Annotated in this window: 23 protein-coding genes; 15 read left to right on the forward strand and 8 right to left on the reverse strand. The window is 70.2% G+C overall.

What is annotated here, in order from left to right; genetic code table 11:
* Positions 1-167 precede the first annotated feature (167 nt).
* A complete protein-coding gene (locus tag IO36_RS15780; protein WP_037620522.1) occupies positions 168-371 on the forward strand; it encodes a cold-shock protein in 204 nt (67 codons plus the stop codon).
* Positions 372-504: 133 nt separating this feature from the next.
* Positions 505-2,298, forward strand: coding sequence for a DEAD/DEAH box helicase (locus IO36_RS15785; RefSeq protein WP_037620523.1), 1,794 nt, complete (start codon positions 505-507; stop codon positions 2,296-2,298).
* 82 nt (positions 2,299-2,380) lie between these two features.
* On the opposite strand, the gene IO36_RS15790 is transcribed toward IO36_RS15785, so the two are convergent.
* Positions 2,381-3,133, reverse strand: a complete 753-nt coding sequence (locus tag IO36_RS15790; RefSeq protein ID WP_037620525.1) for a DUF2625 family protein — start codon at positions 3,131-3,133, stop codon at positions 2,381-2,383.
* 49 nt (positions 3,134-3,182) lie between these two features.
* Positions 3,183-3,593, reverse strand: a complete 411-nt coding sequence (locus tag IO36_RS15795; RefSeq protein ID WP_078943232.1) for a hypothetical protein — start codon at positions 3,591-3,593, stop codon at positions 3,183-3,185.
* A 110-nt stretch (positions 3,594-3,703) separates the two neighbouring features.
* Here IO36_RS15795 and IO36_RS15800 point away from each other — a divergent pair, with 110 nt between their 5' ends.
* The 5 genes from IO36_RS15800 to IO36_RS15820 all read left to right on the forward strand — a co-directional run bounded on the left by IO36_RS15800 (position 3,704) and on the right by IO36_RS15820 (position 8,868).
* The gene (locus IO36_RS15800; protein WP_037620529.1) at positions 3,704-4,048 is read left to right on the forward strand and encodes a hypothetical protein; all 345 of its coding nucleotides are present in this window, start codon (positions 3,704-3,706) and stop codon (positions 4,046-4,048) included.
* A 234-nt stretch (positions 4,049-4,282) separates the two neighbouring features.
* Positions 4,283-5,551 carry a L,D-transpeptidase gene (locus IO36_RS15805; RefSeq protein ID WP_037620531.1) on the forward strand — a complete coding sequence of 423 codons (1,269 nt, stop codon included), beginning with the start codon at positions 4,283-4,285 and terminating at the stop codon, positions 5,549-5,551.
* A gap of 245 nt (positions 5,552-5,796) precedes the next feature.
* Positions 5,797-7,251, forward strand: coding sequence for an ABC transporter permease (locus IO36_RS15810; RefSeq protein ID WP_037620532.1), 1,455 nt, complete (start codon positions 5,797-5,799; stop codon positions 7,249-7,251).
* 41 nt (positions 7,252-7,292) lie between these two features.
* On the forward strand, positions 7,293-7,976 hold the full coding sequence (locus tag IO36_RS15815) for an ABC transporter ATP-binding protein (protein WP_037620535.1): 684 nt from the start codon (positions 7,293-7,295) through the stop codon (positions 7,974-7,976).
* 121 nt (positions 7,977-8,097) lie between these two features.
* Positions 8,098-8,868, forward strand: coding sequence for a group II truncated hemoglobin (locus IO36_RS15820; RefSeq protein WP_037620538.1), 771 nt, complete (start codon positions 8,098-8,100; stop codon positions 8,866-8,868).
* A gap of 108 nt (positions 8,869-8,976) precedes the next feature.
* Here the strand turns inward: IO36_RS15820 and IO36_RS15825 are convergent, their stop codons facing one another.
* Positions 8,977-9,891, reverse strand: a complete 915-nt coding sequence (locus IO36_RS15825; protein WP_037620540.1) for a helix-turn-helix domain-containing protein — start codon at positions 9,889-9,891, stop codon at positions 8,977-8,979.
* A gap of 173 nt (positions 9,892-10,064) precedes the next feature.
* Here IO36_RS15825 and IO36_RS15830 point away from each other — a divergent pair, with 173 nt between their 5' ends.
* Positions 10,065-11,105 carry an NAD(P)-dependent alcohol dehydrogenase gene (locus tag IO36_RS15830; protein ID WP_037620542.1) on the forward strand — a complete coding sequence of 347 codons (1,041 nt, stop codon included), beginning with the start codon at positions 10,065-10,067 and terminating at the stop codon, positions 11,103-11,105.
* Between the two features lie 105 nt (positions 11,106-11,210).
* Here the strand turns inward: IO36_RS15830 and IO36_RS15835 are convergent, their stop codons facing one another.
* Positions 11,211-12,443 (reverse strand): serine hydrolase domain-containing protein, encoded by a 1,233-nt coding sequence (locus IO36_RS15835; RefSeq protein WP_037620545.1) that lies wholly within the window; start codon positions 12,441-12,443, stop codon positions 11,211-11,213.
* 424 nt (positions 12,444-12,867) lie between these two features.
* On the opposite strand from IO36_RS15835, the gene IO36_RS15840 reads away from it, so the two are divergent.
* Positions 12,868-13,368: a hypothetical protein gene (locus IO36_RS15840; protein ID WP_037620546.1), complete on the forward strand. Its 501-nt coding sequence runs from the start codon at positions 12,868-12,870 to the stop codon at positions 13,366-13,368.
* 142 nt (positions 13,369-13,510) lie between these two features.
* On the opposite strand, the gene IO36_RS15845 is transcribed toward IO36_RS15840, so the two are convergent.
* Together IO36_RS15845 and IO36_RS15850 are read right to left on the reverse strand one after the other, a co-directional pair.
* Positions 13,511-14,080: a DUF4232 domain-containing protein gene (locus IO36_RS15845; RefSeq protein ID WP_037620548.1), complete on the reverse strand. Its 570-nt coding sequence runs from the start codon at positions 14,078-14,080 to the stop codon at positions 13,511-13,513.
* A 514-nt stretch (positions 14,081-14,594) separates the two neighbouring features.
* Entirely contained in the window at positions 14,595-16,067 is a 1,473-nt protein-coding gene (locus tag IO36_RS15850) for a hypothetical protein (protein WP_037620726.1), read from the reverse strand.
* A 197-nt stretch (positions 16,068-16,264) separates the two neighbouring features.
* On the opposite strand from IO36_RS15850, the gene IO36_RS43140 reads away from it, so the two are divergent.
* The 3 genes from IO36_RS43140 to IO36_RS15870 all read left to right on the forward strand — a co-directional run bounded on the left by IO36_RS43140 (position 16,265) and on the right by IO36_RS15870 (position 18,161).
* A complete protein-coding gene (locus IO36_RS43140; RefSeq protein ID WP_051900557.1) occupies positions 16,265-17,113 on the forward strand; it encodes a tetratricopeptide repeat protein in 849 nt (282 codons plus the stop codon).
* 147 nt (positions 17,114-17,260) lie between these two features.
* Entirely contained in the window at positions 17,261-17,566 is a 306-nt protein-coding gene (locus IO36_RS15865; RefSeq protein WP_245173312.1) for a hypothetical protein, read from the forward strand.
* A 310-nt stretch (positions 17,567-17,876) separates the two neighbouring features.
* Positions 17,877-18,161 carry a hypothetical protein gene (locus IO36_RS15870; RefSeq protein WP_037620550.1) on the forward strand — a complete coding sequence of 95 codons (285 nt, stop codon included), beginning with the start codon at positions 17,877-17,879 and terminating at the stop codon, positions 18,159-18,161.
* Positions 18,162-18,354: 193 nt separating this feature from the next.
* Here IO36_RS15870 and IO36_RS15875 read toward each other — a convergent pair whose 3' ends face one another.
* Positions 18,355-18,996 carry a DUF3885 domain-containing protein gene (locus IO36_RS15875; RefSeq protein WP_425535536.1) on the reverse strand — a complete coding sequence of 214 codons (642 nt, stop codon included), beginning with the start codon at positions 18,994-18,996 and terminating at the stop codon, positions 18,355-18,357.
* Positions 18,997-19,144: 148 nt separating this feature from the next.
* Positions 19,145-19,738 (reverse strand): DUF4291 domain-containing protein, encoded by a 594-nt coding sequence (locus IO36_RS15880; RefSeq protein ID WP_037620556.1) that lies wholly within the window; start codon positions 19,736-19,738, stop codon positions 19,145-19,147.
* A gap of 125 nt (positions 19,739-19,863) precedes the next feature.
* Between IO36_RS15880 and IO36_RS15885 the strand changes: the two genes are divergently transcribed.
* From IO36_RS15885 to IO36_RS15890, 3 genes are read left to right on the forward strand one after another with little or no spacing between them, the layout of a single operon-like run.
* Complete coding sequence (locus tag IO36_RS15885; protein WP_037620558.1) at positions 19,864-20,565, forward strand: hypothetical protein; 702 nt, start codon at positions 19,864-19,866, stop codon at positions 20,563-20,565.
* Positions 20,496-20,675 carry a DUF4291 family protein gene (locus IO36_RS48175; RefSeq protein WP_245173316.1) on the forward strand — a complete coding sequence of 60 codons (180 nt, stop codon included), beginning with the start codon at positions 20,496-20,498 and terminating at the stop codon, positions 20,673-20,675. The genes IO36_RS15885 and IO36_RS48175 overlap by 70 nt, the downstream gene beginning before the upstream one ends.
* Entirely contained in the window at positions 20,657-20,800 is a 144-nt protein-coding gene (locus IO36_RS15890) for a hypothetical protein (protein WP_425535537.1), read from the forward strand. The genes IO36_RS48175 and IO36_RS15890 overlap by 19 nt, the downstream gene beginning before the upstream one ends.
* Position 20,801 lies beyond the last annotated feature (1 nt).

Here is a 20,801-nt window from a genome sequence, read left to right on the forward strand (position 1 = left end):
CGCCCTCTGGGGCCAGGGTGTGCTACTGTCTCATTGATACGTTTTTGGTACCCATTTACTTTGTGCGCCTGATCGGAATCCTCCGCAGGCGCGTTTTGTTTTACCGGCATCTCCGGCGTTACCCGGTGCATCTCCGGATGGGACCCCTACCTGTTCAGGAGAACAACATGGCTACTGGCACCGTGAAGTGGTTCAACTCGGAAAAGGGCTTCGGCTTCATCGAGCAGGACGGCGGCGGCCCCGACGTCTTCGCCCACTACTCGAACATCGCGAGCTCCGGCTTCCGTGAGCTCCTCGAGGGTCAGAAGGTCACCTTCGACGTCACGCAGGGCCAGAAGGGCCTGCAGGCGGAGAACATCGTTCCCGCCTAGTTCGAGCGCGCTTTTCCAGAGCCGGGTCCCGCGCCTTCGGGTGCGGGTCCCGGCTCAGCGCTGTGACAGCTCATGCAGTCGGTGAGCGCTGTGTGTGCAGTCCGTGGGCCCAGGAAGGAAAACCAGATCCAGCATGACTCGATCCGAACGTCCCGTCCGTAAGCGGCCGGCGAACGCCCGTGCCGCACAGTCCGGCGGCTCCGCGCGGAACGCGGGCCGGGGAGCCGGCCGCGCCGGCGCCCGCAAGGTCGCGCCTCCGCAGGAGTTCTCCCTGCCCGAGACGATCACACCGGCACTGCCCGCGGTCGAGTCGTTCGACGCGCTGGACATGCCGGCCGCCCTGACCAAGACCCTCGCGGCCCAGGGTGTCACCGAGCCCTTCCCGATCCAGGGCGCCACCCTGCCGAACTCCCTCGCCGGGCGCGACGTGCTCGGCCGCGGACGCACCGGCTCCGGCAAGACCCTCGCCTTCGGGCTCGCGCTCCTCGCCCGTACGTCGGGCCGCCGCGCCGAGCCGCGCAGCCCGCTGGCGCTCGTCCTCGTCCCCACCCGCGAACTCGCCCAGCAGGTCGACGACGCCATCACCCCGTACGCCACCGCCGTCAACCTGCGCGTGGCCACGGCCGTGGGCGGGATGTCGATAGGCCGTCAGGCCGGCACGCTGCGCCGCGGTGTCGAGGTGCTGGTGGCCACCCCCGGGCGGCTCAAGGACCTCATCGAGCGGGGCGACTGCGACCTCGGGCAGGTCGCGATCACCGTGCTGGACGAGGCCGACCAGATGGCCGACATGGGCTTCATGCCCCAGGTCACCGCGCTGCTCAAGCAGGTCGAGCCGGACGGCCAGCGGCTGCTCTTCTCGGCCACGCTCGACAAGAACATCGACCGGCTGGTCAAGATGTTCCTCACCGACCCCGTGGTGCACTCCGTCGACCCGTCCGCGGGCGCGGTGACGACCATGGAGCACCACGTGCTGCACGTCGCCGACGAGACCGACAAGAAGGCGGTCGCGCTGCGGATCGCCGCCCGCGACGGCCGCGTGATCCTCTTCGTCGACACCAAGCGCGGCGCCGACCGCTTCACCAAGCGGCTGCTCGCCAGCGGTGTCCGGGCCTCGGCCCTGCACGGCGGGCGCAGCCAGCCGCAGCGCAACCGCACCCTCGACCAGTTCAAGAACGGTCAGGTCACCGCGCTCGTCGCCACGAACGTGGCGGCCCGCGGCATCCACATCGACGACCTCGACCTCGTGGTCAACGTCGACCCGCCGACCGACCACAAGGACTACCTCCACCGCGGCGGCCGGACCGCCCGCGCCGGAGAGTCCGGCAGCGTCGTCACCCTGGTGCTCCCCGAGCAGAAGCGGGAGATGACCCGGCTGATGTCGGACGCCGGCATCACCCCGCGCACCACCCGCGTGTCCTCGAGCGACGAGGAGCTCGCGCGGCTCACCGGCGCCCGCGAGCCCTCCGGCGTCCCGGTCGTCATCGAGGTCCCGCAGCCCGTGGCCGAGGCGCCGAAGGCGCGGACCAGGACGCGGCGCGCCACCGGCGGCGGGGCCAGGCGCCCCGCCGCGACCGGCGGCGACACGGCCGCACGCACGGGCAACGGCGACGGCCAGGCCCGCCGTCAGCGGTCCGGACGACCGGCCGCGGACGCGGGTGGCACCGCCACCGGACGCCGTACGGGCTCCGGGGGAGCGGGCGCGGGCCGGCGCGGCGAGACGGGCGGCGCTGCCGGCCGTCGTACGGACGCCGGAGGCGCGGCCACGGGCCGGCGTGGCGAGGGACGTCGTACGGACGCCTCGGCCGGCGCCGGCCGACGTGGCGAGGCCGGCGGCGGCGCGGGTGCGGGCCGCTCCGGCGGCCGTGGGCGCGCTCCGCAGCGCGGCGGCCAGAACGGCGGCCAGGGCGGCGGCCGCAGGGCCGCCTGACCGGATCGTTCCGCTCGGCTTTCACGGCCCCGCGTCCCCTGGGCAGTCGCCCACGGGACGCGGGGCCGTTCGCCGTGAGGGGTCAGACGTCGCCGAGGAAGCCCGGGTCCACGCCGTCCAGCTTCAGGGCGAAGTCCCGGTGCAGGGAGAGCAGTTCGGTGAGCGGCACCGCGCGCCGGCTGGTCGACTGGATATCGCGGCGCGCCTCGGCCGACCACAGGAACGGCACCACGGACAGCCCCTGCGTGCCCGTCAGGGCGCCGGACTCGGCCCGCCAGCCGGGCCAGCGCAGCGTGTCGTAGAAGGTGTCCGTTCCCTCGGTCAGGAGCCACTGGAGCCAGGCCCCGTGGCCGACTTCGAGGGTCTCCCACCTCAGTGAGTCCGGTGCGAAGTACACGATCTCGCCGGGGTGGCCGGGCCGCCCCGCGGACTTCGGGTCGGCGCCGTTGAGGACGAACACCCCGCCCAGTACGTCGTGGCCGACGACGAGCCCGTTGTCCCGTGGGCGCCAGTCGGGATCGAAGCGCTCGGGGAAGCCGTTGACCTCGGCCAGCGAGGGCAGGTCCGTGGTGCCGCTCGGCAGACCCGTCGCCGGTTCGTCGGCCGGACTGCCGTAGATCCGCAGCCAGCCGCTGTCCAGCACCACACCGCCGCAGTTGAGCACCAGGCCGCCGAGCCAGGACCGCGCGGTGACCTGGAGCTGGTGCAGGCTCGCGCGGCCGAGTCCGGGGTCCGCCGGTGCGACCTCCATGGAGACCCCGCTGGCGGCGAGCGCCTTGGAGAGCAGCGGCCAGGCCGGTTCCTCGACGTCGGTCAGCTCGCTCGGCTCTCGCATGGCTTCCCCGGGAGTTGTCGGGCGGGCGGTCGGTGACGCGGCGGGTGATTCAGTAGGCAATCATGCGCTCCCGGCGCACGGAATACGTCACGAATCCGGCACCCAGTGCGAGGAAGAGCGTGCCGCCGACGAGGTAGGGCGTGGTGTCCACGGCGCCGGTGTCGGCGAGCCGGGTCCCGTCGTCGCCCGAGAGCGTGCGCGGTCCGGCGTCACCGGAGAGCGGCTGCCGTCCGTCGTCGCCGGAGAGCGTGTGCGGTCCGTCGCCCTCGGTGCTCCGCGCGGTGTCGCCCGATCCGGCGGACATGCGTGTCGTCGCGGTGACGGTCGGTGCGGACGCAGGCGCCGTCGTGTCCGATCTGGGAACGTCCTGGGTCGCGTTGGCGGACGGGACGAACCACAGGGCACCCAGGAGGGTCCCCGCTGCGGTGGCGGTCAGCAACGATCGACGTGCGGCGGACACGAAATATCGATCCCCTTGTGGCGCTTGCGAATTGGCCGTGTGGGGCGATGCTAATGAAAGGCGCGGGTCGTGGGAAAGTCGCGCATGCCACGGGCCGTACGCTCCCTCCCATGAGCACCCCTGAGACTTCACGGTTTGTCCGGCTTCGGGTCGAACTCGTGCTGGAGATCGACGACGAGGACGCCGTCACACGGGCCGCGCTGGCCCGGATCGGCGAGGACGCGGAGATGCCGGCCGACGAAAGAGCCCATGCCGAGGGCGCAGTGACGGAAGACACGGCGGAGGCCCTCGCGTATCTCGTCGATCCGTTCGACCTGGTCAGCGAGGTGCCCGGGGTCGAACTCGCGCAAGCCTCCTGGAGCAGCGAGCCCGTTGAGTACGATCCCGATTCGCCGGATTGGGACATGGACGAGGATGATGCTGACGAGGACGACGAGGAAGACGTGCGCGGCTGACCGTTCCGGGAGTGACCTGACCCCGGCCGGCGACAGCCGTCCGGGGCTCGTGGTCCCGGGCAGGGCACGAGCCGCCTCCGCAGCACCCCTTCGCATCGCACCCGGGTTTCTGTCGGCCGGGCGTGGTGGACGTGGCATGGGCCACACTTCCACGTGAAGTGGAACGGGGTGGACCGGTTGCGGCGTTGACATTGGTTACGGGACTGCCGTGGTCCTTTTCGGGAATCGGCGACGATGGAGAAGCGTGTGATGACGATCAGTAAGCGGCGCAAGCGTCTGATGACCGCGTCCGCACTGCTCGGCGGGGTGCTGGTGCTCTCTGCGTGCAGCGGGGGCGGCGGCAAGACCGATGCCACGGACGGTGGCGACCCCACGTCGCAGGCCAAGGTCGACGAGGCGGCGGCCAAGAAGACGTCCGAGGCCCAGATCAAGATCACGCCCAAGGACGGCTCCGACAACGCCTCGATCAACAACGGCACCGCCGTCACGGTCACCAAGGGCTCGCTCACGTCCGTCACGATGAAGACCGCGACCGGCACGGCCGTCGCCGGTCAGATATCGGCGGACAAGAAGAGCTGGAAGCCGCTGAACCGGCTGGAGCGCGCCACCACGTACAAGATCGCCGCCGAGGCCGCCGACTCCGACGGCCGCACGGCCCACGAGAACGCGTCCTTCACCACGGTCTCCCCGGCCAACAGCTTCATCGGCAACTTCACGCCCGAGGACGGTTCCACCGTCGGCGTCGGCATGCCGGTCTCGATCAACTTCGACAAGGCGATCACGAACAAGGCCGCGGTGCAGAAGGGGATCACCGTCTCCTCCAGCAGCGGCCAGGAGGTCGTCGGCCACTGGTTCAACGCCAACCGCCTGGACTTCCGCCCGGAGAACTACTGGACCGGCGGCTCCACCGTCACCCTCAAGCTGAACCTCGACGGGGTCCAGGGCGCGAGCGGTGTCTACGGCGTCCAGCAGAAGACGGTCACCTTCAAGATCGGCCGCAACCAGGTCTCCACCGTCGACGCCAAGACCAAGACGATGACGGTCACCCAGGACGGCAAGGTCGTCAAGACCATCCCGATCTCCGCGGGCGCTCCGGACCACACCACGTACCAGGGCCAGATGGTGATCTCCGAGAAGTTCAAGGAGACCCGGATGGACGGCTCGACCGTCGGCTTCACGAACGACGACGGCAAGGGCGAGTACGACATCAAGGACGTGCCGCACGCGATGCGTCTGTCGAACTCCGGCACCTTCATCCACGGCAACTACTGGGGCGCGAAGTCCATCTTCGGCTCCGTCAACACCAGCCACGGCTGTGTCGGTCTGTCCGACACGAAGGGCGCCGACGACCCCAACACGCCCGCCGCGTGGTTCTTCGCCCACTCGCTGATCGGTGACGTGGTGGTCGTCAAGAACACCGGCGACAAGACCATCGCCCCGGACAACGGCCTCAACGGCTGGAACCTGGACTGGGCGGCGTGGAAGGCCGGTTCGGCCGTCTGATCCCGAAGCCGGGGCCCTCGGGCCCGGTACGGAGAACCAACACCGATGCGGCGGTGGCCCCCACGGGCCACCGCCGCATCGCCCGTTCCCAAGCCCTTGAGGGCCCGTTCCCAAGCCCTTGAGGGCCCGTTCCCAAGCCCCTGAGGGCCCGCTGCCAAGCCCTTGAGGGCCCGGCCACAGCCTTCTCATGCTTCTCTTATTTTGGCCTTATTCCTTCATCACACGCCGCAACTAGCTTGCGGCCCATGTTCTTCACCTACCTGAGGCGCGAACTGCGCCGCCGCAGAAAGGCGGCCCTCGTCGTCGCCTCCGGGCTCGCCCTGGGCATCGCCCTGGTCATCGTGGTCAGTTCCGTGTCCTCGGGCATGGAGAAGGCCCAGGGCAAGGTGCTCCAGTCGCTGTACGGGCTGGGCACCGACATGACGGTCACCAAGGCCGCCGCCGCGCAGAGCACCAGCGACCGCCCCCGCTTCAACTTCGACGCGAAGGACAGCGATTCCGACAAGGAACAGAGCAGCGACCGCGTCATGGTCCAGGGCTTCCAGACCCTGGCCTCCTCGACCGTCTCCAAGGTCGACGCGCAGAAGGGCGTCGCGGACTCCGTCGGCGGACTGAGCCTCCAGGTCATCCGCATCAACGGCCAGTTCACGCGCGGCCAGTTCAAGCAGGACCCGAACAGCGGCGGCGGCAACCGGCAGGGCGGCCCCGGCGCCCAGCAGTCCCCGCAGGGCCGCGTCGAGGGCGGCGGCGCCAACTTCGACGTCAACAACTACTCGGTCTACGGCACCGACGTCACCAAGCCGGCCCTGGGCCCGCTGACCTCGTCGAAGATCACCAGCGGTCGTACGTTCAAGACCTCCGAGACGAACGCCAAGGTCGTCGTCGCGGACAAGTCGTACGCCAAGGAGAAGAAGCTCAAGCTCGGTGGCACCGTCACCGTCAAGGGCGTCAAGTTCAAGATCATCGGCATCGCGACCCCCGACAGCGGCGACGCGGCGGCCAACCTCTACATCCCGCTGCAGCAGGCGCAGACGCTCAGCGACTCCAAGAACAAGGTCACGACGATCTACGTCAAGGCCTCGGACTCGCAGCAGATCGCCAGCGTCAAGAGCACCATCCAGAAGAACATCTCGGGCACGACGGTCACCACCTCCGCCGACCTCGCGGACACGGTCTCCGGCTCCCTGTCCACCGCCTCCAACCTCGCCTCGAACGTAGGCAAGTGGCTGTCGATCGCGGTGCTCGTGGCCGCGTTCCTGGTCGCCGGTCTGCTGACCTCCTCCGCCGTCTCCCGCCGCGTGCGCGAGTTCGGCACCCTCAAGGCGCTCGGCTGGAAGTCGGGCCGGGTGACCCGCCAGGTGGTCGGCGAGGCCATCGTCAACGGTCTGGTCGGCGGCGTCCTCGGTATCGCCCTCGGCCTCGCGGGCGCCTACGTCGTCACCGAGATCAGCCCCAGCCTCACGGCAGAGGTGGCGAGCGCGGGCCGTGGCGGCCCGGGCGGCGGCGGTGGCGGCTTCGGCGGCCCGGCGCGCCAGAGCGCCTCCAAGGCCCTCGACGTCGCGCTCACCGCGCCCGTCAGCGTCAACACCATCGTCATCGCGGTGGGCCTGGCCGTGGCCGGCGGTCTGATCGCCGGTGCCTTCGGCGGCTGGCGCGCCTCCCGGCTGCGTCCCGCCGACGCCCTGCGCCGCGTCGAATAAGCCCCGCCCCTTACGTACTTACGTATCCCAGGAGTAACACCATGTACGAACTCAGAGGCGTCACCAAGCGCTATATGCGGGGCAAGGAATCGATCAACGCGCTCGCCGGGATCGACCTGACGATCGGCGACGGCGACCGGCTCGTCATCCAGGGTCCCACCGGCGGCGGCAAGTCCACCCTGCTCCAGATGCTCGGCGGGCTCGACCGTCCCACCGCGGGCAGCGTCGAACTCGACGGTGTCGACATGGCGAAGCTGTCCGAGGCGAAGCTCACCAAGGTGCGCAGCGAGAACATCGGCTTCGTCTTCCAGAGCTTCAACCTGATCCCCACGCTCACCGCCCAGGAGAACGTCGAGACCGCGCTCGTACCCCTGCGGGTCAAGGCGAAGGAACGACGTGAGCGGGCCGCCGCGGCCCTGGAGTCCGTGGGGCTCGCCGAACGGCTCGGGCATCTGCCCGCCGAGCTGTCGGGCGGCCAGCAGCAGCGCGTCGCGATCGCCCGGGCCCTGGTCAAGCAGCCCAAGGTGCTGCTCGCCGACGAGCCCACCGGCAACCTCGACGAGTCCATGCGCGACGAGATCATGGACGTGCTCGAAGCCATGTGGAAGGAGCACGGGCTGACCTTCATCATGGTCACCCACGACTCCGCGATCGCGAAGAAGGCCCCGCGCCTCGCGACGATTCGCAAGGGGAAGATCACCGTCAAGGAGAACGCGGGGGCGTAGTACCCCTCTCCCGCGGCGAGCGCACGGCAGCGGGCCCGGGTGACGGCACGGGAATGAGCCCGCAGCGAAAGGGCCACCGGAGAGCGAGCCTCCGGTGGCCCTTCCGTGTTTGTGTGGGGTCATGACCGTCTCGACAGTCGAATACATCCGGTACCGCATCCCCGAGGAACGGTCGGCCGAGTTCCTGGCCGCCTACACCCGCGCGTCCGTCCAGCTCGCCGCCGCCCCGCAGTGCGTCGACTACGAACTCGCGCGCTGCGAGGAGGACTTCGAGCACTACGTCCTGAGGATCACCTGGACCTCGACCGAGGACCACATCGAGGGCTTCCGCACCTCCGAGCTCTTCCCGGACTTCCTCGCCGAGATCCGCCCGTACATCCCGAACATCGAGGAGATGCGCCACTACAAGCCCACGTCGGTGCGGGGCCAGGGCGCCTCCGTCCCCACCCTCTACGCCTGGGCGGGCGGCGCCGAGGCCTTCGCCCGCCTCACCGAGGCGTTCTACGACAAGGTCCTCAAGGACGACCTCCTCGCGCCGCTGTTCGCCGGCCTCGCGCCCGAACACGCGGCCCATGTCGCCCTCTGGCTCGGCGAGGTCTTCGGCGGCCCGCCCGCGTACTCCGAGACCCAGGGCGGCCACGGCCACATGGTCGCCAAACACCTGGGCAAGGGCATCACCGAACCGCAGCGCCGCCGCTGGGTCAATCTGCTCCAGGACTCCGCCGACGACGCGGGACTGCCCACCGACGCCGAGTTCCGCTCCGCCTTCCTCGCCTACGCGGAGTGGGGCACGCGGCTCGCCGTGCACTTCTCCGGCCCGGACGCGACACCCCCGGCCGAGCAGCCCGTACCGAAGTGGACGTGGGGAGCGGCACCGCCCTACCAGCCGTGAGCCGGGGTCCGGGGACGAATGGTCACCGGGGTGCGGACGAGCCCGCGGGGCGGGGGATCCGAGGTCACCGGGCTGCGGACCGGCCCGCGCGGGCGGGGGCCCGAGGGGTCACCGGGGTGCGGACGAGCCCGCGCGGGTCGCGTCCGTGCCCCACGACGCCAGCAGCCGCAGCGCCTCGGCCGAGGCCGACCCCGGCTCCGCGTGGTACGTGACCAGCGCCAGTTCACTGTCGCCGATCAGCCGGAACGACTCGAACTGCAGCGCCAGGTCGCCCACCAGCGGGTGCCGCAGCTGCTTCACCCCGTGGCTCTTCTCCTTCACGTCGTGCGTCGCCCACAGCCGCCGGAAGTCCTCGCTCTTCACCGACAGCTCCCCGACCAGCGCGGACAGCCGCGGATCGTCCGGATGGCAGCCCGCGTCCATGCGCAGCAGGCACACGATGTCGATCGCCTTCTGCTCCCACTCCACGAACAGGTCCCGGTACTCCGGCCGCAGGAAGACCATCCGCGCCCAGTTCCGCTCCTGCGGCGGCAGCTCCGACCAGTCCCCGAAGACGGCCGCGGCCATCCGGTTCCAGACGAGCACGTCGGAGCGCCGCCCGGTGATGTACGCCGGGACGCCGTCGAGCGTGTCGAGCAGCTGGCGCAGCGAACCGCGCACCTGCTGCGGCCGGCCCGCCTGCTTCTTCTTGTGCTGCTTGGGCTTCGCGAGGTGCGTGAGGTGGTTGTGCTCGGCGTCCGTCAGTCGCAGCGCCCGCGCGATCGCGTCCAGCACCTCCGCCGACACATTGCGTCCGTGCCCCTGCTCCAGGCGCGTGTAGTACGCGACCGACACCCCGGCCAGCTGGGCCAGCTCCTCGCGGCGCAGCCCGGGCACCCGCCGGTGCCGCCCGAAATCGGGCATCCCGACGTCCTCCGGCTTCAGCCGGGCGCGGCGGCTGCGCAGGAACTCGCTCAGCTCGGCGCGCCGGTCGAGGGGGTGGGCCGCCTCACCGGCGGGCCCTGCGGAGGTCTGCTCGTCCATACCTCCAGTATCAACGGGTCGTACGCCGGTGAGCCTGACCCCGTCAGTGGTAGGACCGGCGAACGTACGCAGAACCGTGGTCTGGGTGAACCGCGGGGGATCGGGCAGGCTGGACGCCGTGCCCGGGAAACACGGCCGGGCACGGACACCACCCTCCCGAGGAGAACCCCGGCATGACCACTGTCGTTGCGTACGCCGCGCCCGCCGCCAAGGCTCCGCTGGAGCGCACCACCATCGAGCGGCGCGAGGTCAGGGAGCACGACGTCCTGATCGACATCAAGTTCGCGGGCATCTGCCACTCCGACATCCACCAGGCCCGCGAGGGCTGGGGGAAGGCCGCCTTCCCGATGGTGCCGGGCCACGAGATCGCCGGCATCGTCTCCGCGGTCGGCTCGGCCGTCACCAAGTTCAAGGTCGGCGACCGCGTGGGCGTCGGCTGCCTGGTCGACTCCTGCCGCGAGTGCGACAACTGCCGCGCCGGCCTGGAGCAGTACTGCACCGGCGGCGGCGTCGGCACGTACAACTCCGTCGGCAAGGACGGCGAGCCCACCTACGGCGGCTACTCCGAGAAGATCGTCGTCGACGAGAACTACACCCTGCGCATCCCCGACGGCCTCTCCCTCGACGTGGCCGCCCCGCTGCTCTGCGCCGGCATCACCACGTACTCCCCGCTCAAGCACTGGAACGCCGGCCCCGGCAAGAAGGTCGCGGTCCTCGGCATGGGCGGCCTCGGCCACATGGCCGTCAAGATCGCCCACGCGCTCGGCGCCGAGGTCACGGTCCTCTCCCAGTCGCTGCGCAAGCAGGACGACGGCCTGAAGCTGGGCGCCGACCACTACCACGCCACCAGCGACCCGGAGACCTTCAAGGCGCTGCGCGGCACGTTCGACCTGATCCTGTCCACCGTCTCCGCGCCGCTCGACCTGGACGCCTACCTCGCCCTGCTGCGCACGGACGGCGCGTTCGTGAACGTGGGCGCGCCCGAGGAGCCGGTCCGCCTGAACCTGTTCTCGGTGATCGGCGGCCGCAAGACCCTCGCGGGCTCCGGCATCGGCGGCATCCGCGAGACCCAGGAGATGCTGGACTTCTGCGCCGAGCACGGCTTCGGCGCCGAGATCGAGCTGATCGAGGCCTCCCAGATCAACGAGGCGTACGAGCGGGTGCTGGCCAGCGACGTCCGCTACCGCTTCGTGATCGACACGGCCACGCTGTAGCCGGCCGGCCGGCCGGCCGGCCGGTCGCCCCGTCCGGTCCGGTTTTCCGTGACACACAGGACATGAGGGTGCCCCGCGGTCCTACGACCGCGGGGCACCCTCATGTCAGCGACCGACCTCGGCCCCGGCGTAGACGTTGTCCGGGGTGACGATCTTGGTGACGGCGTTGGCGACCAGCGTGGACGGCTCCTGGCCCTGCACCGTGATGTCGGTGTTGATCATGATGACCAGGGTGGCCTTCTTCGAGGGCAGATAGACGGTGACGGTCTCGTACCCCGGCAGGGAGCCGTTGTGCCCGATCCAGCCGTTGGCGTCGAAGATCCCGAGGCCGTACGACAGCCCCGGGAAGCCGGTCGGCAGCGTCTTCAGCCGCTGCGCCTGGGTCCCGGGGCTGAGCAGGGTGCCGGTGGCGACGGTCTTCGCCCAGTGCCGCAGGTCGCGCAGGTTCGAGATCATCGCCCCGGCCGCCCAGGCCCAGCTCGGGTTCCAGTTCGTGGCGTCCGCGACGGCGCCGGTCAGGGTCTGGTCGGTGTAGCCGTGCGGGTGCGGCTGCGGGAACTCGGCCCCCTTCGGGAACAGCGTGTGCCGCAGCCCGGCGGGACGCAGGACCCGCCGGTGGATGAAGTCCCGGAGCCCCTGCCCGCCGGCCTTCTCGACGACCAGGCCCAGCAGGACGAGATTGGAGTTGCAGTACTCGAACTGCGCGCCGGGCGCGAAGGTGTTCCGGTGCTTGAAGCCGTACGCGAGCAGTTCCCGCGGGGTGAAGGACCGCTGCGGGTCGCTCAGCAGGTCGTGCTGGAAGTCCGCGTCGGAGGTGTACGGGAACAGTCCGCTGCGCATCTCGGCGAGCTGGCGCAGGGTGATGTTCCGGCCGTTCGGTACGCCGGGGACGTAGCGGGAGATCGGGTCGTCCAGCCGGACCCGGTGCCGGTCCACGAGTTCGAGCAGCGCGGTGACCGTGAACGTCTTGGTCTCGCTGCCGATCCGTACGTAGGAGTCGACGGCCATCGGCTTGTGGGTGGCGGTGTTCGCGACACCGGTCGCCCGGACGTAGTTCCCCTTGCCGGGCATCCACAGCCCGACGACGACCCCGGGGATGTTCGCCTGCCGGCGGACGTCCGCGATCGCCTTGTCCAGCCGGGCGCTCAGCCGGGGGTCCAGACTGTCGCGCGCGTCGCCGTCCTTGGTGTCCTTGCCGTATCCGCCCGTGTCCGTGACCCGGGCGCGGCCCGCGCCATCCACGGGGACGGCTCCGGCGGGGACCGCCGTGATCGGGGCCAGCACGGACGCCGCGAGCAGCGCCGCGGCGAACGGACGGCGGGAGGGGGTACGTCGCATGGAGGGCGCCTCTTCCAGATCAGGTCCAGGTCCGGGCCCGGATGATGGGGACGCGGGAACACGGGACGAGGGGAACAGACGGCAAGACCACCATCCGCGTCCGCGACGGGGACGCCGGTCCGATCAGCGTTCCGGCAAGTCCACTCGATCGGAGCCATGGGCCGGGGCCGTCCGCGCGATCCCGGGACCGCACCGGCGGCAACCGCCCGGCGCACGGGGACCCGGGTTCCGTCCGCCGTACCCGGACCCCGTACGGCCCCGGCGGCAACCTTCCGGTGCGCTCGGGTGTCTGCTGTACGTCGGGGGACCGGAAGCGGTGTGGTGCCGTGCTGCGGAGCGGTGCCGTGCCGTGCTGGGACGCGGGGGACGGATGAGCGGACGGACGAGCGGACGGACGAGCCGGCGGGAACGGCTCCGGGCACGGATGCCGACCGGGAGCCGGCTCCTGGTCGTCGCCGGGCTGTTCGCCGCGGGCGTCGCCGTCACCTGGCTCGGGGTGACGCATCTCGCGTACACCACGGGCCTGGCGGGCACGTCCGGGCACCTGGAGGTCTCGTCCTGCACCTGGAGCACCACCGGAGGCCACCGCTATCCGCACTGTCACGGGGTCTTCCGCTCGAACGACGGAACGGTGGTGCGCCCCGACGCCACCGTCGACCACCGCCTGACCGTCGGCGACACGGTCGCGGTCCGGCGTACGGCCTCCGGCAGCTACGAGCTGACGGGCCCGGGCGCCGTGTCGGGATGGCTGGCGGTGTGCCTGTTCGGTCTGGCGGTGCTGGTCCTCGGCGCGACGGTCGCGAGCGCCGAGGGCGGCTCGAGCGACCTGTCCCGGAAGCTGCTGCTCCTGCTCGGCGCGCTGTTCGCCGCGATGCTGGTCAGCGCACTGGTCGGTGGGGTGGTGGGGGTCGCGGGGGCGCTCTGATCCCGGTCCGTGGGGTTCTGGTCGTCCGCCCCGTACGGCCGGGGTTCTCGTGCGCGATGGGGCGCTGGAGTGGCGGCGGGACGGGTCGGTCGTGCGAGCGGGCCGGCGCGGGTGGCCGGGACGCTCGCACGACCGTGGTCCGTCACTTCGACATGATGAAGTCCAGCGCGTAGCCGGACGCGGTCGTCCAGTAGGTGACGAGCTGACCGTCGTTCGCGTACAGGGTGCTGACGGGCAGGGGCACGTCGATCGGGCCGCCCGCGGTGCTGCCGGCCGTGCTGCCCTGGAGCTTGAGCGTGACGTTCTTCGCCTTGTACTCGTCGGTGCCGCCGCTGTTGACGAGCAGCGCGGCGTACGCCTCCTGGCCCGGGGCGAGGGTGACGGGCTCACCCGGGGTCCCGTTGCTGTCCTTGATCACGGGAGTGTTCCGGGTGCCGGCGCCGATCCGCACGAGCGGGTAGCGGTAGAGGTTGCACTTCTTGTCGCTGGCGTTCTGGACGGTGAGGAGGAGGTGGCGGGCGTCCCGCTCCTTCACGGAGGACACACCGAGCTCCGTCTGGGAGCAGGTGGCGATGGCGGCCTTGGCCTTGGCCTTCCCGCCGAGGGCACCCGTTCCGGCGGCCGAGGCCTGGGCCGAGACACCGCCGGCGAGGGCCAGGACGAGACCGGCGGCGACGGCCGCACGACGGCCCATGAGGGACTTCACGTTCATCTGTGTGTTCCTTTTCTGACTGATCGGCATGAGGTCGTACGCGCATCCCGGGTGCCCGAAACGGCGGGTGTCCGAGGGACGGGTGAGCCGGTGCGCCGCGGTGGTGCGGCGCGGTCGACGGCTCCAACCGGTGCGACACCCAGAGCATCGGCCGCATGACGGGCCCGGGACAACACCCACCGCCCGACCCGGGACGCTGGAACGATCCCACCCCCGACGACCTGCGAAGACGGGCGTGCCTGGGACGCCCTTGGGACGCGCGAGGCCGCGTGAATCGCCGTGTGAAGCCCCGTGAAGCGCGATGAGGAGCTCTGTGAAGCGCCGTGCGGGGCTCCGTGAGGCGCCCTGTGGGGCTCCGTGAGGCGCCCTGGGGAGCTCCGTGTGAACCACCTCGACCCGTCGCCCGGGTATCCGGAGATCTGTCTCCTCCCCTGCACCGCCGCCCCCGGCGAGAACTTCCTCTAAAAGGCGGGTCGCCCCGTCCGGTCCGTCGCTCCGGGCGCGCGGGCCGGTGTCACAGGTCCGCCAGGGCGAGGATCCTGTGCATGTCCCGGGGCGGCAGGCCGGGGTTGGCGGCCGCGGCGTTCGCGACCCATTCCGCCGGGTCGGCCAGCAAGCGGGTCAACTCATCGGCCGGGAGCCGGGGATGGGCCGCGATCGCGCGGCGCACCCCTTCATCGGGATCGGCGGCCAGGCGACGGACGAGTTCCGCCGGCAGGTCCGGGTCGCGCGGGGCGAGCTGCCGCATCCTCGGGTCGGGATCGGTCGCCAGACGCCGGAGGACGTCCGCCGGGAGGGGGAGGTCGTCGGCGGGGCGCCAGTGGGTCCGCTTCACCGGGCGGTAGCCGCGGTCGATGCGCTCGGCGGTGGCGGGGTCGACCCGGCCGGGGGCATGCCGGGCCATCGTCGTGCCGACGGTGCTCTCGGCGTCGTCGAGCAGCCGGGCCACGACCGGCGCGGGGAGGCTGTCGGACATCGCGGCCGAGGCGCGGAAGCAGGTGTAGGGGGAGTCCGCGTACGGCAAGGGATCGGCGGTCACCCACGGGAGCCGCAGCATCCGGAGCTCCATGCGCGCGAGCACCCTCGTGAGTTCCGGTTCCAGGATGTCGTCGTCCTCGACGCCCAGGTCGGCGAGCGGGTCGGCCAGGGGCGCGTCGGAGACGATCCGTGCGTGGATCGCGGCGCGGGCCGGCTCGGGAGTGTCCTCGCGGGCGAAGACGTGGAGCGCGACGCGCAGGTCGGGATCCGCGGCGAGCAGGTCGCGCAGCGGCGGCGGGAGGTCGGGGTGTCCGGCGAGTTCCTTGCGCACCTCGGGGTCCGGATCGTCGGCCAGCCGACTTGCGGTGTCGGCGTCCAGCGCGCAGTGGCGTACCGCGCCGGCGCGCGTGACCGGGTCGGCGAGCAGCGCCGGGAGCAGGTCGGCGGGCGGAACGGGATGGGGAAGCCGCCGGTAGTAGGTCGCGCAGGCCGCCGCGCGCACCGCGTCCTCGGGATCCGTCAGCAGCGGCCGCCGCACGGCTTCCGGGGCCCCCGCCCACCACTGGGCGAGCGCCACCCGCACCTTCGGGTCCGGGTCGGTGGCCAGCCGGCCACGCAGATCCGCCGGCACCTGCTCTTTCTGCGCCAAGTGCTCCCGCACCCCCGCGTCGCCGTCGCCCATCAGCCGCTCGAACAGCTCCCGCGCTCCGTCGTCCGCACCGACCACCAGGGCCGCGCGCACCCCCGGGTCGGGGTGGTCCGCGAGCGTCATCCGGAAGGCGTGCGGGAGGCGGGGATTGAGCGCGAGGGAATGCGTGAGCCAGTGATCGTCGATGCCGATGATCTCGGCGATCATGTCGTCGGTGAGATCCGCCCGCCTGGCGACGTCACCGAACCCCCCGCGCCACCCGAAGAGCCGCCGAACGAGCTCAGGCGGCAGCCCAGGATTCCCCGCGAGCCCCTCCACCACCTTGTCGAGATGAACCGGCACGGGCGCAAGGTCCGACACGACGAACACACCTTTCCACGGGGCGGGTTGACCGCAGAGTCTCCCATGCAGGGCCGCGGCGGAAGGAACGAAGCCCGGCGGCATCCGTCGACCTGCGGAAGGGCTCCCGGTCCTGAGGTCTGGCAACTTCACTGTCCTTGACCGCGGTTGTTACGGTTCCTCTTCGCTGTCGCTGTCACCGCTCGTGGGGGAAGTAGATGTCTTCGGAATCCGTGCCTTCGATCGACGTCATCAGCCGTGCTCAACGAGCCTTGGGCGCCGCTCAGCTGGGGGATCGTGACGCGAAGGCGCGGCTCGAGGAGCTGCGAGGGCCACTTGCCGCGCTGGCGGACGCGGGGGAGCTGGAAGCGCGAAGCGTGTTGGGCGTCATCGCGCTGGAGTACGACGGAGACGCTGTGGTGGCGTTCCGGCACTTCAGCCTCGCGGCCGAGCAGGGGCATCCCACGGGGCGGCGCGCTCTGGCCCACCTCTTGATGACGGGGCGCGGTACGAAGGCCGATCCGGAGCGCGCGGAGCGGCTCCTCGCCTCGGCGGCCGAGGCAGGTGACAGCCACGCATTGTTCAACCTGGCGATGATGCACCTCACGGGCAGGGCGGTGGATCGCATGGGTGCGCAAGAGGTGATGTCGTTGCTGATGACGGCAGCGGAGGACGGCGTGCCGGAGGCCGCCGGCGTACTCGGGGACTGGTTCAGCGAGATCGGCCGTGAGGCCGATGCACTGACCTGGTACGAGCGGGCGGCAGAAGGCGGACACGGCCCCTCGATGCTCGCCACCGGTGTCCGTTACCGGGACGCGATCGGTACGGACAAGGACGCGGTTCGCTCCCTGATGTGGTTCTTGACGATGCTCCAGGTCGGCAACGGAGACGGCATGCACGAGTCGCATCAGCTCGTCTCAGTCATGAGCGAGGAGCAGATCAGGGAAGCGGCACACCGCGCCCATTCACCCGAGTGGGCCGAAGCACTGATCACTTCGCGGCGCTCCAGGCACGACGGCACGGTGAGCACGGCAACTGACAACGCGTCTGCCGACCCGGCCACGTGAACCACGGGGACGAGCCTGGTGCCCCGACGGATCGGCCCGCACACTGAGGCTTCCGAGGGCTGTGAACGCTGCACGACGATCCATGCCAAGCCGTGTTCGTTGGACCTGCACCGACCTTCAACCGTCCTGTGCCAAGGGGGAGGCAGCGTGACGACGTGGTGGCTCATGCGCGGAGACGTTCGGGTCGGTGAGCTTCGTCAGTACGGGGTCGACCAGCCGACCTTCCTGTGCCACTTCGTGTCCGGACCTGGCTGGGAGGCGGTCAGGGAACTGTTCGAGGCGTGGGCGGCCGTACAAGGACCTGACCCTGACGGGAGCAGGAACGCGGAGGCAATCCGTCCTCTGATGGACCTCGGGCTGACCCTGCATCCTTCGGACGGGGGTTCGCCTCTGACCTGCTTCAAGGGCTGCATCCTGCGCATCTACGGGGACAGGGCACGCCTTCGCTACTGACGTGCGCTTCGAGCACCAGCCGCAGCTCTGCCTCAAGACCGGCGAGAACCGCCCCACGTTTTTCCACCGGCCGTTCGCCGCTGAGCGGGCGAAAATCGTTGGTCATCCGGGTTGGCAGACTCACGCTGTACGCCGATGCCGTCTCGTGGCAGACATGCGCAGGGTCGTGTGTCCGGGCCGGCGGCCGCCGTTCGGATCACCCGAGGCGGCCCTTCAGGTGACTGCCGGACGTCTCATGAGCCAGGCAGCCGCCGCAGGGGTACGACGTCTCCGCAGAGAACGAACCCGGAACGCCGTGAGGAGCTTGTCGATGTACGCAGCAGTCCGGCGGTACGAAGGGGTGACCGATTCGGCCGAGGCGGCACGTCTCGTGAACGAGGGGTTCGTGGCACTCATGCGCCGGGTCCCCGGCTTCGTGGCCTACTACTGGATCGATGCCGGGGACGGAGTGATGGTCTCGACCAGCGTCTTCCAGGACCAGGCCGGTGCCGAGGAATCGATCTTTAGGGCCGCGGACTTCGTGCGGGACAACCTTGCGTCACTGCTCCCCAACCCTCCCCAGGTCATGGCCGGCGAGGTGGTGGCTTCCGCATGACGGCGTGCGGACCGGCCGCATGAAGCCTCCAGGGCCGTACCGGCCGGCAGTGCCACGCGGTCACCCATCACATCATTGATCCCGCGAGGCGCGTCGGCAGCAGACACGACTGTGACCGCTGCTTGACGTGAGTCATCAAGCAGCGGTCACCGACTCCTGCGCGGCCGAACGGGGAAAGGGGGTCGCCCGGCTCTCAGAGACCGGCCGGGTGGCTGGAAAGCCAGTCCGCGTGTTGGGCCCGCACACCATCACGTTCCGGAGACGTGGCGAGGATGACGTCTGCGCCGCCGTCGTAGGGGTGGTGGATGCGTCGCAGTTCCGTGTCGGCGATGAAGACTTCGACGAGCGCCTCGTCCGCGACGGCTCGCAACAGTCCGTCGATGCAGCCGCGGCTCCACCGGCGCCGATCGGCGTACAGCCGTGTGTGGGAATGGAACTCCGGGTCGGGGTCGTCCTGGTCCGACTCGGTCCACCAGTGGATGCCGTCCGGGTGCAGCATCGGTCGTGGGGTCGGGTAGCCCGCGGGCCCGGTCGGTGTGTCCGACCAGTCCATGGTCACCACGAACACGTCCGTGCCCGTGAACAACTTGTCCAGGATCGCGTTGTACCGGTCCAGCACGATCGCGTACTCGTCCTCGGACTCCGGGTAGCGCTTCGAACCGGGGAGGCTGTGGAAACGAACCCAGCGATCCGCGTACCTGGTGCGGAACGTGTGAGCGACGGGAGGGCCTGACGGATGTCGTTCCCTCCACAGAGCCGCCAGGAGAGCAGGGTCGATGGCGAAACTCACCCCTTGGTTGGAGCCACGCTGATCAGCCCGGAAATGCAGGTTCACCGTGGTCCTTGATGTTGCGGTCAAGATACTGCTGGTGGCAGCCGCCCGTCTGTGAACGCGGCTTGACTCGGATCATCAAGCAGTGTTCGCAGACCTTTGCCGCGATGCGGCCCGTGGGTGGTCCCGGCGGTTGTGCCCCTGTTGCCCGTCAGGAACTCAGGTGGGCCAGGAGCTCTTCGCCGGCGGGGTACTCCTGCTCCTGGGGGAGCAGTCGGGTCGCTGCGTCCAGTTCGCCGTCCCTGACAAGCGCGTGGATCTCGTGGGCGAGCGGGGTCACGTCGCTGATGGACACGATCCACTCGTTCGCGTAGCGCGCCGACGCCTCACCTGAGAGCCCCAGTTGCAGCGATCGGTACGGCAGGGGACGCAGGTGCAGATCGCGTTCGGGGTCCCACTGGACGCGGGCTGGCGCGCGCTTGAGGTCACGCTGCCAGCTGGCGCGGTCGGGATGCAGTCCCCGGACGTAGTGCGACAGGCACGCGTTGCGCAGCGCCCAGTCGAAGCCGTCGCGAGTGATCTCGACGGCGAGGACGGTCTCCTGCCCCTCCTTCATGCCCCAGCCGCAGCGGTACATCATCCACAGAAAACTGGGCTTGATCCACGTCATGCGGTCAGGCTTCCACGCGGCGGGGAAACGGCCCTTGCGGGCGGCTGGTCCGCCGATCTCCGGGCGGTACGCCTGGTAGACGGTGATCGTGGAGTCCGTGTGGAGCGCGCGGATCTGACGGTGCGGTTCTTCCATGGCGTACAGCGTGGGCTCGGCCGGCTCAGGTGACCACCGATTTTCGCCTCGCTGCCCGATCCAGCGAAGCAAGCCGGCCGCGGGCGGCAGGCAGTTGTCCTTGCGGGGCAAGTAGCGTTCGACACATGGAGCGACGTCTCAGCAATGCCGTACTCGATGGACTGACGCGTCGGGCGCGGTCGTTCGTCACCGCGCACGGCGTCAGAGTCGATGTGTCGCCGGTCGGCCCGCTTGCGGAGCAGTGGCGTGCGCTCGGCGTCCCGTCGGTGGAGATCGACCGTGTGGAGGAGTACCAGGAGCGTTGGGGAGGTCTCGTACTGCCTCCGGCTCCGCACTACGACGGTGGACCCAAGTATCTGGACTCCGACCTTCCAGAGGGTTCGCCGGAGGAGGGGTGGCTACACCCGGCAGGAACCCACCGGACGGCAATCCCCTACTCGTTCATGATCGGACCGGGTGGGGAGTTCGGGCTGTACGGCTATCGCTGGACGCCCCTGCACCGAACCGTCGAGGGATGGGTGGAGTCCGTCGCGCTCGCCCACCATGCGTCGATGTCGGCGCAGCAGATCACCAGAATTACCGGCGATCGCGTCGATGAGGTCGCTCTGGACGGCTTCGAGCCGGTCGAAGAGGTCAAGGGAATGACAGACACCTGGTGGAGGGGCAACGATTCCTTGGTCGCCCTGTACGCGGGAGAAGCCGAGTCTCTCTCGGCCCCCTCCTGCCGCACCATGTTGATCTACTCCGGCCTGGATGAGTGGGGACTCTACGGAGGCGTACGGAGCCCTGGACGCCATCACGCGAAAAGGTCTGTGAACACGCCTTGACGTGGATCAAGCCCAGTTGTCTGTGGATGATGTACTGCTGCGGCTGGGTCTCTCGGGCGAGGCGTCGGCGCGTTACGCGAACGAGTGGATCGTGTCCATCAGCGATGTGACGCCGCTCGCCCACGAGATCCACTCCCTGGTCCGGGCCGATGAACTCGGGCGGGTCGTCGCGCTGTTGACAGAAGAGCGGCCGTACCCGCTGGCATCGGACCGGTTGGAGCATTTGGCGGCCTGAG

Source organism: Streptomyces aureus (assembly GCF_000725495.1).
GTDB classification, from domain to species: domain Bacteria; phylum Actinomycetota; class Actinomycetes; order Streptomycetales; family Streptomycetaceae; genus Streptomyces; species Streptomyces aureus_B.

Excerpts from the sequence above, each read along its gene's own strand:
- IO36_RS15780 (WP_037620522.1), top strand. The coding sequence starts at position 168 with ATGGCTACTGGCACCGTGAAGTGGTTCAACTCGGAAAAGGGCTTCGGC.
- IO36_RS15785 (WP_037620523.1), top strand. The coding sequence starts at position 505 with ATGACTCGATCCGAACGTCCCGTCCGTAAGCGGCCGGCGAACGCCCGT.
- IO36_RS15790 (WP_037620525.1), bottom strand. The coding sequence starts at position 3,133 with ATGCGAGAGCCGAGCGAGCTGACCGACGTCGAGGAACCGGCCTGGCCG.
- IO36_RS15800 (WP_037620529.1), top strand. The coding sequence starts at position 3,704 with ATGAGCACCCCTGAGACTTCACGGTTTGTCCGGCTTCGGGTCGAACTC.
- IO36_RS15805 (WP_037620531.1), top strand. The coding sequence starts at position 4,283 with ATGGAGAAGCGTGTGATGACGATCAGTAAGCGGCGCAAGCGTCTGATG.
- IO36_RS15810 (WP_037620532.1), top strand. The coding sequence starts at position 5,797 with ATGTTCTTCACCTACCTGAGGCGCGAACTGCGCCGCCGCAGAAAGGCG.
- IO36_RS15815 (WP_037620535.1), top strand. The coding sequence starts at position 7,293 with ATGTACGAACTCAGAGGCGTCACCAAGCGCTATATGCGGGGCAAGGAA.
- IO36_RS15820 (WP_037620538.1), top strand. The coding sequence starts at position 8,098 with ATGACCGTCTCGACAGTCGAATACATCCGGTACCGCATCCCCGAGGAA.
- IO36_RS15825 (WP_037620540.1), bottom strand. The coding sequence starts at position 9,891 with ATGGACGAGCAGACCTCCGCAGGGCCCGCCGGTGAGGCGGCCCACCCC.
- IO36_RS15830 (WP_037620542.1), top strand. The coding sequence starts at position 10,065 with ATGACCACTGTCGTTGCGTACGCCGCGCCCGCCGCCAAGGCTCCGCTG.
- IO36_RS15835 (WP_037620545.1), bottom strand. The coding sequence starts at position 12,443 with ATGCGACGTACCCCCTCCCGCCGTCCGTTCGCCGCGGCGCTGCTCGCG.
- IO36_RS15840 (WP_037620546.1), top strand. The coding sequence starts at position 12,868 with ATGCCGACCGGGAGCCGGCTCCTGGTCGTCGCCGGGCTGTTCGCCGCG.
- IO36_RS15845 (WP_037620548.1), bottom strand. The coding sequence starts at position 14,080 with ATGAACGTGAAGTCCCTCATGGGCCGTCGTGCGGCCGTCGCCGCCGGT.
- IO36_RS43140 (WP_051900557.1), top strand. The coding sequence starts at position 16,265 with ATGTCTTCGGAATCCGTGCCTTCGATCGACGTCATCAGCCGTGCTCAA.
- IO36_RS15870 (WP_037620550.1), top strand. The coding sequence starts at position 17,877 with ATGTACGCAGCAGTCCGGCGGTACGAAGGGGTGACCGATTCGGCCGAG.
- IO36_RS15880 (WP_037620556.1), bottom strand. The coding sequence starts at position 19,738 with ATGGAAGAACCGCACCGTCAGATCCGCGCGCTCCACACGGACTCCACG.
- IO36_RS15885 (WP_037620558.1), top strand. The coding sequence starts at position 19,864 with ATGGAGCGACGTCTCAGCAATGCCGTACTCGATGGACTGACGCGTCGG.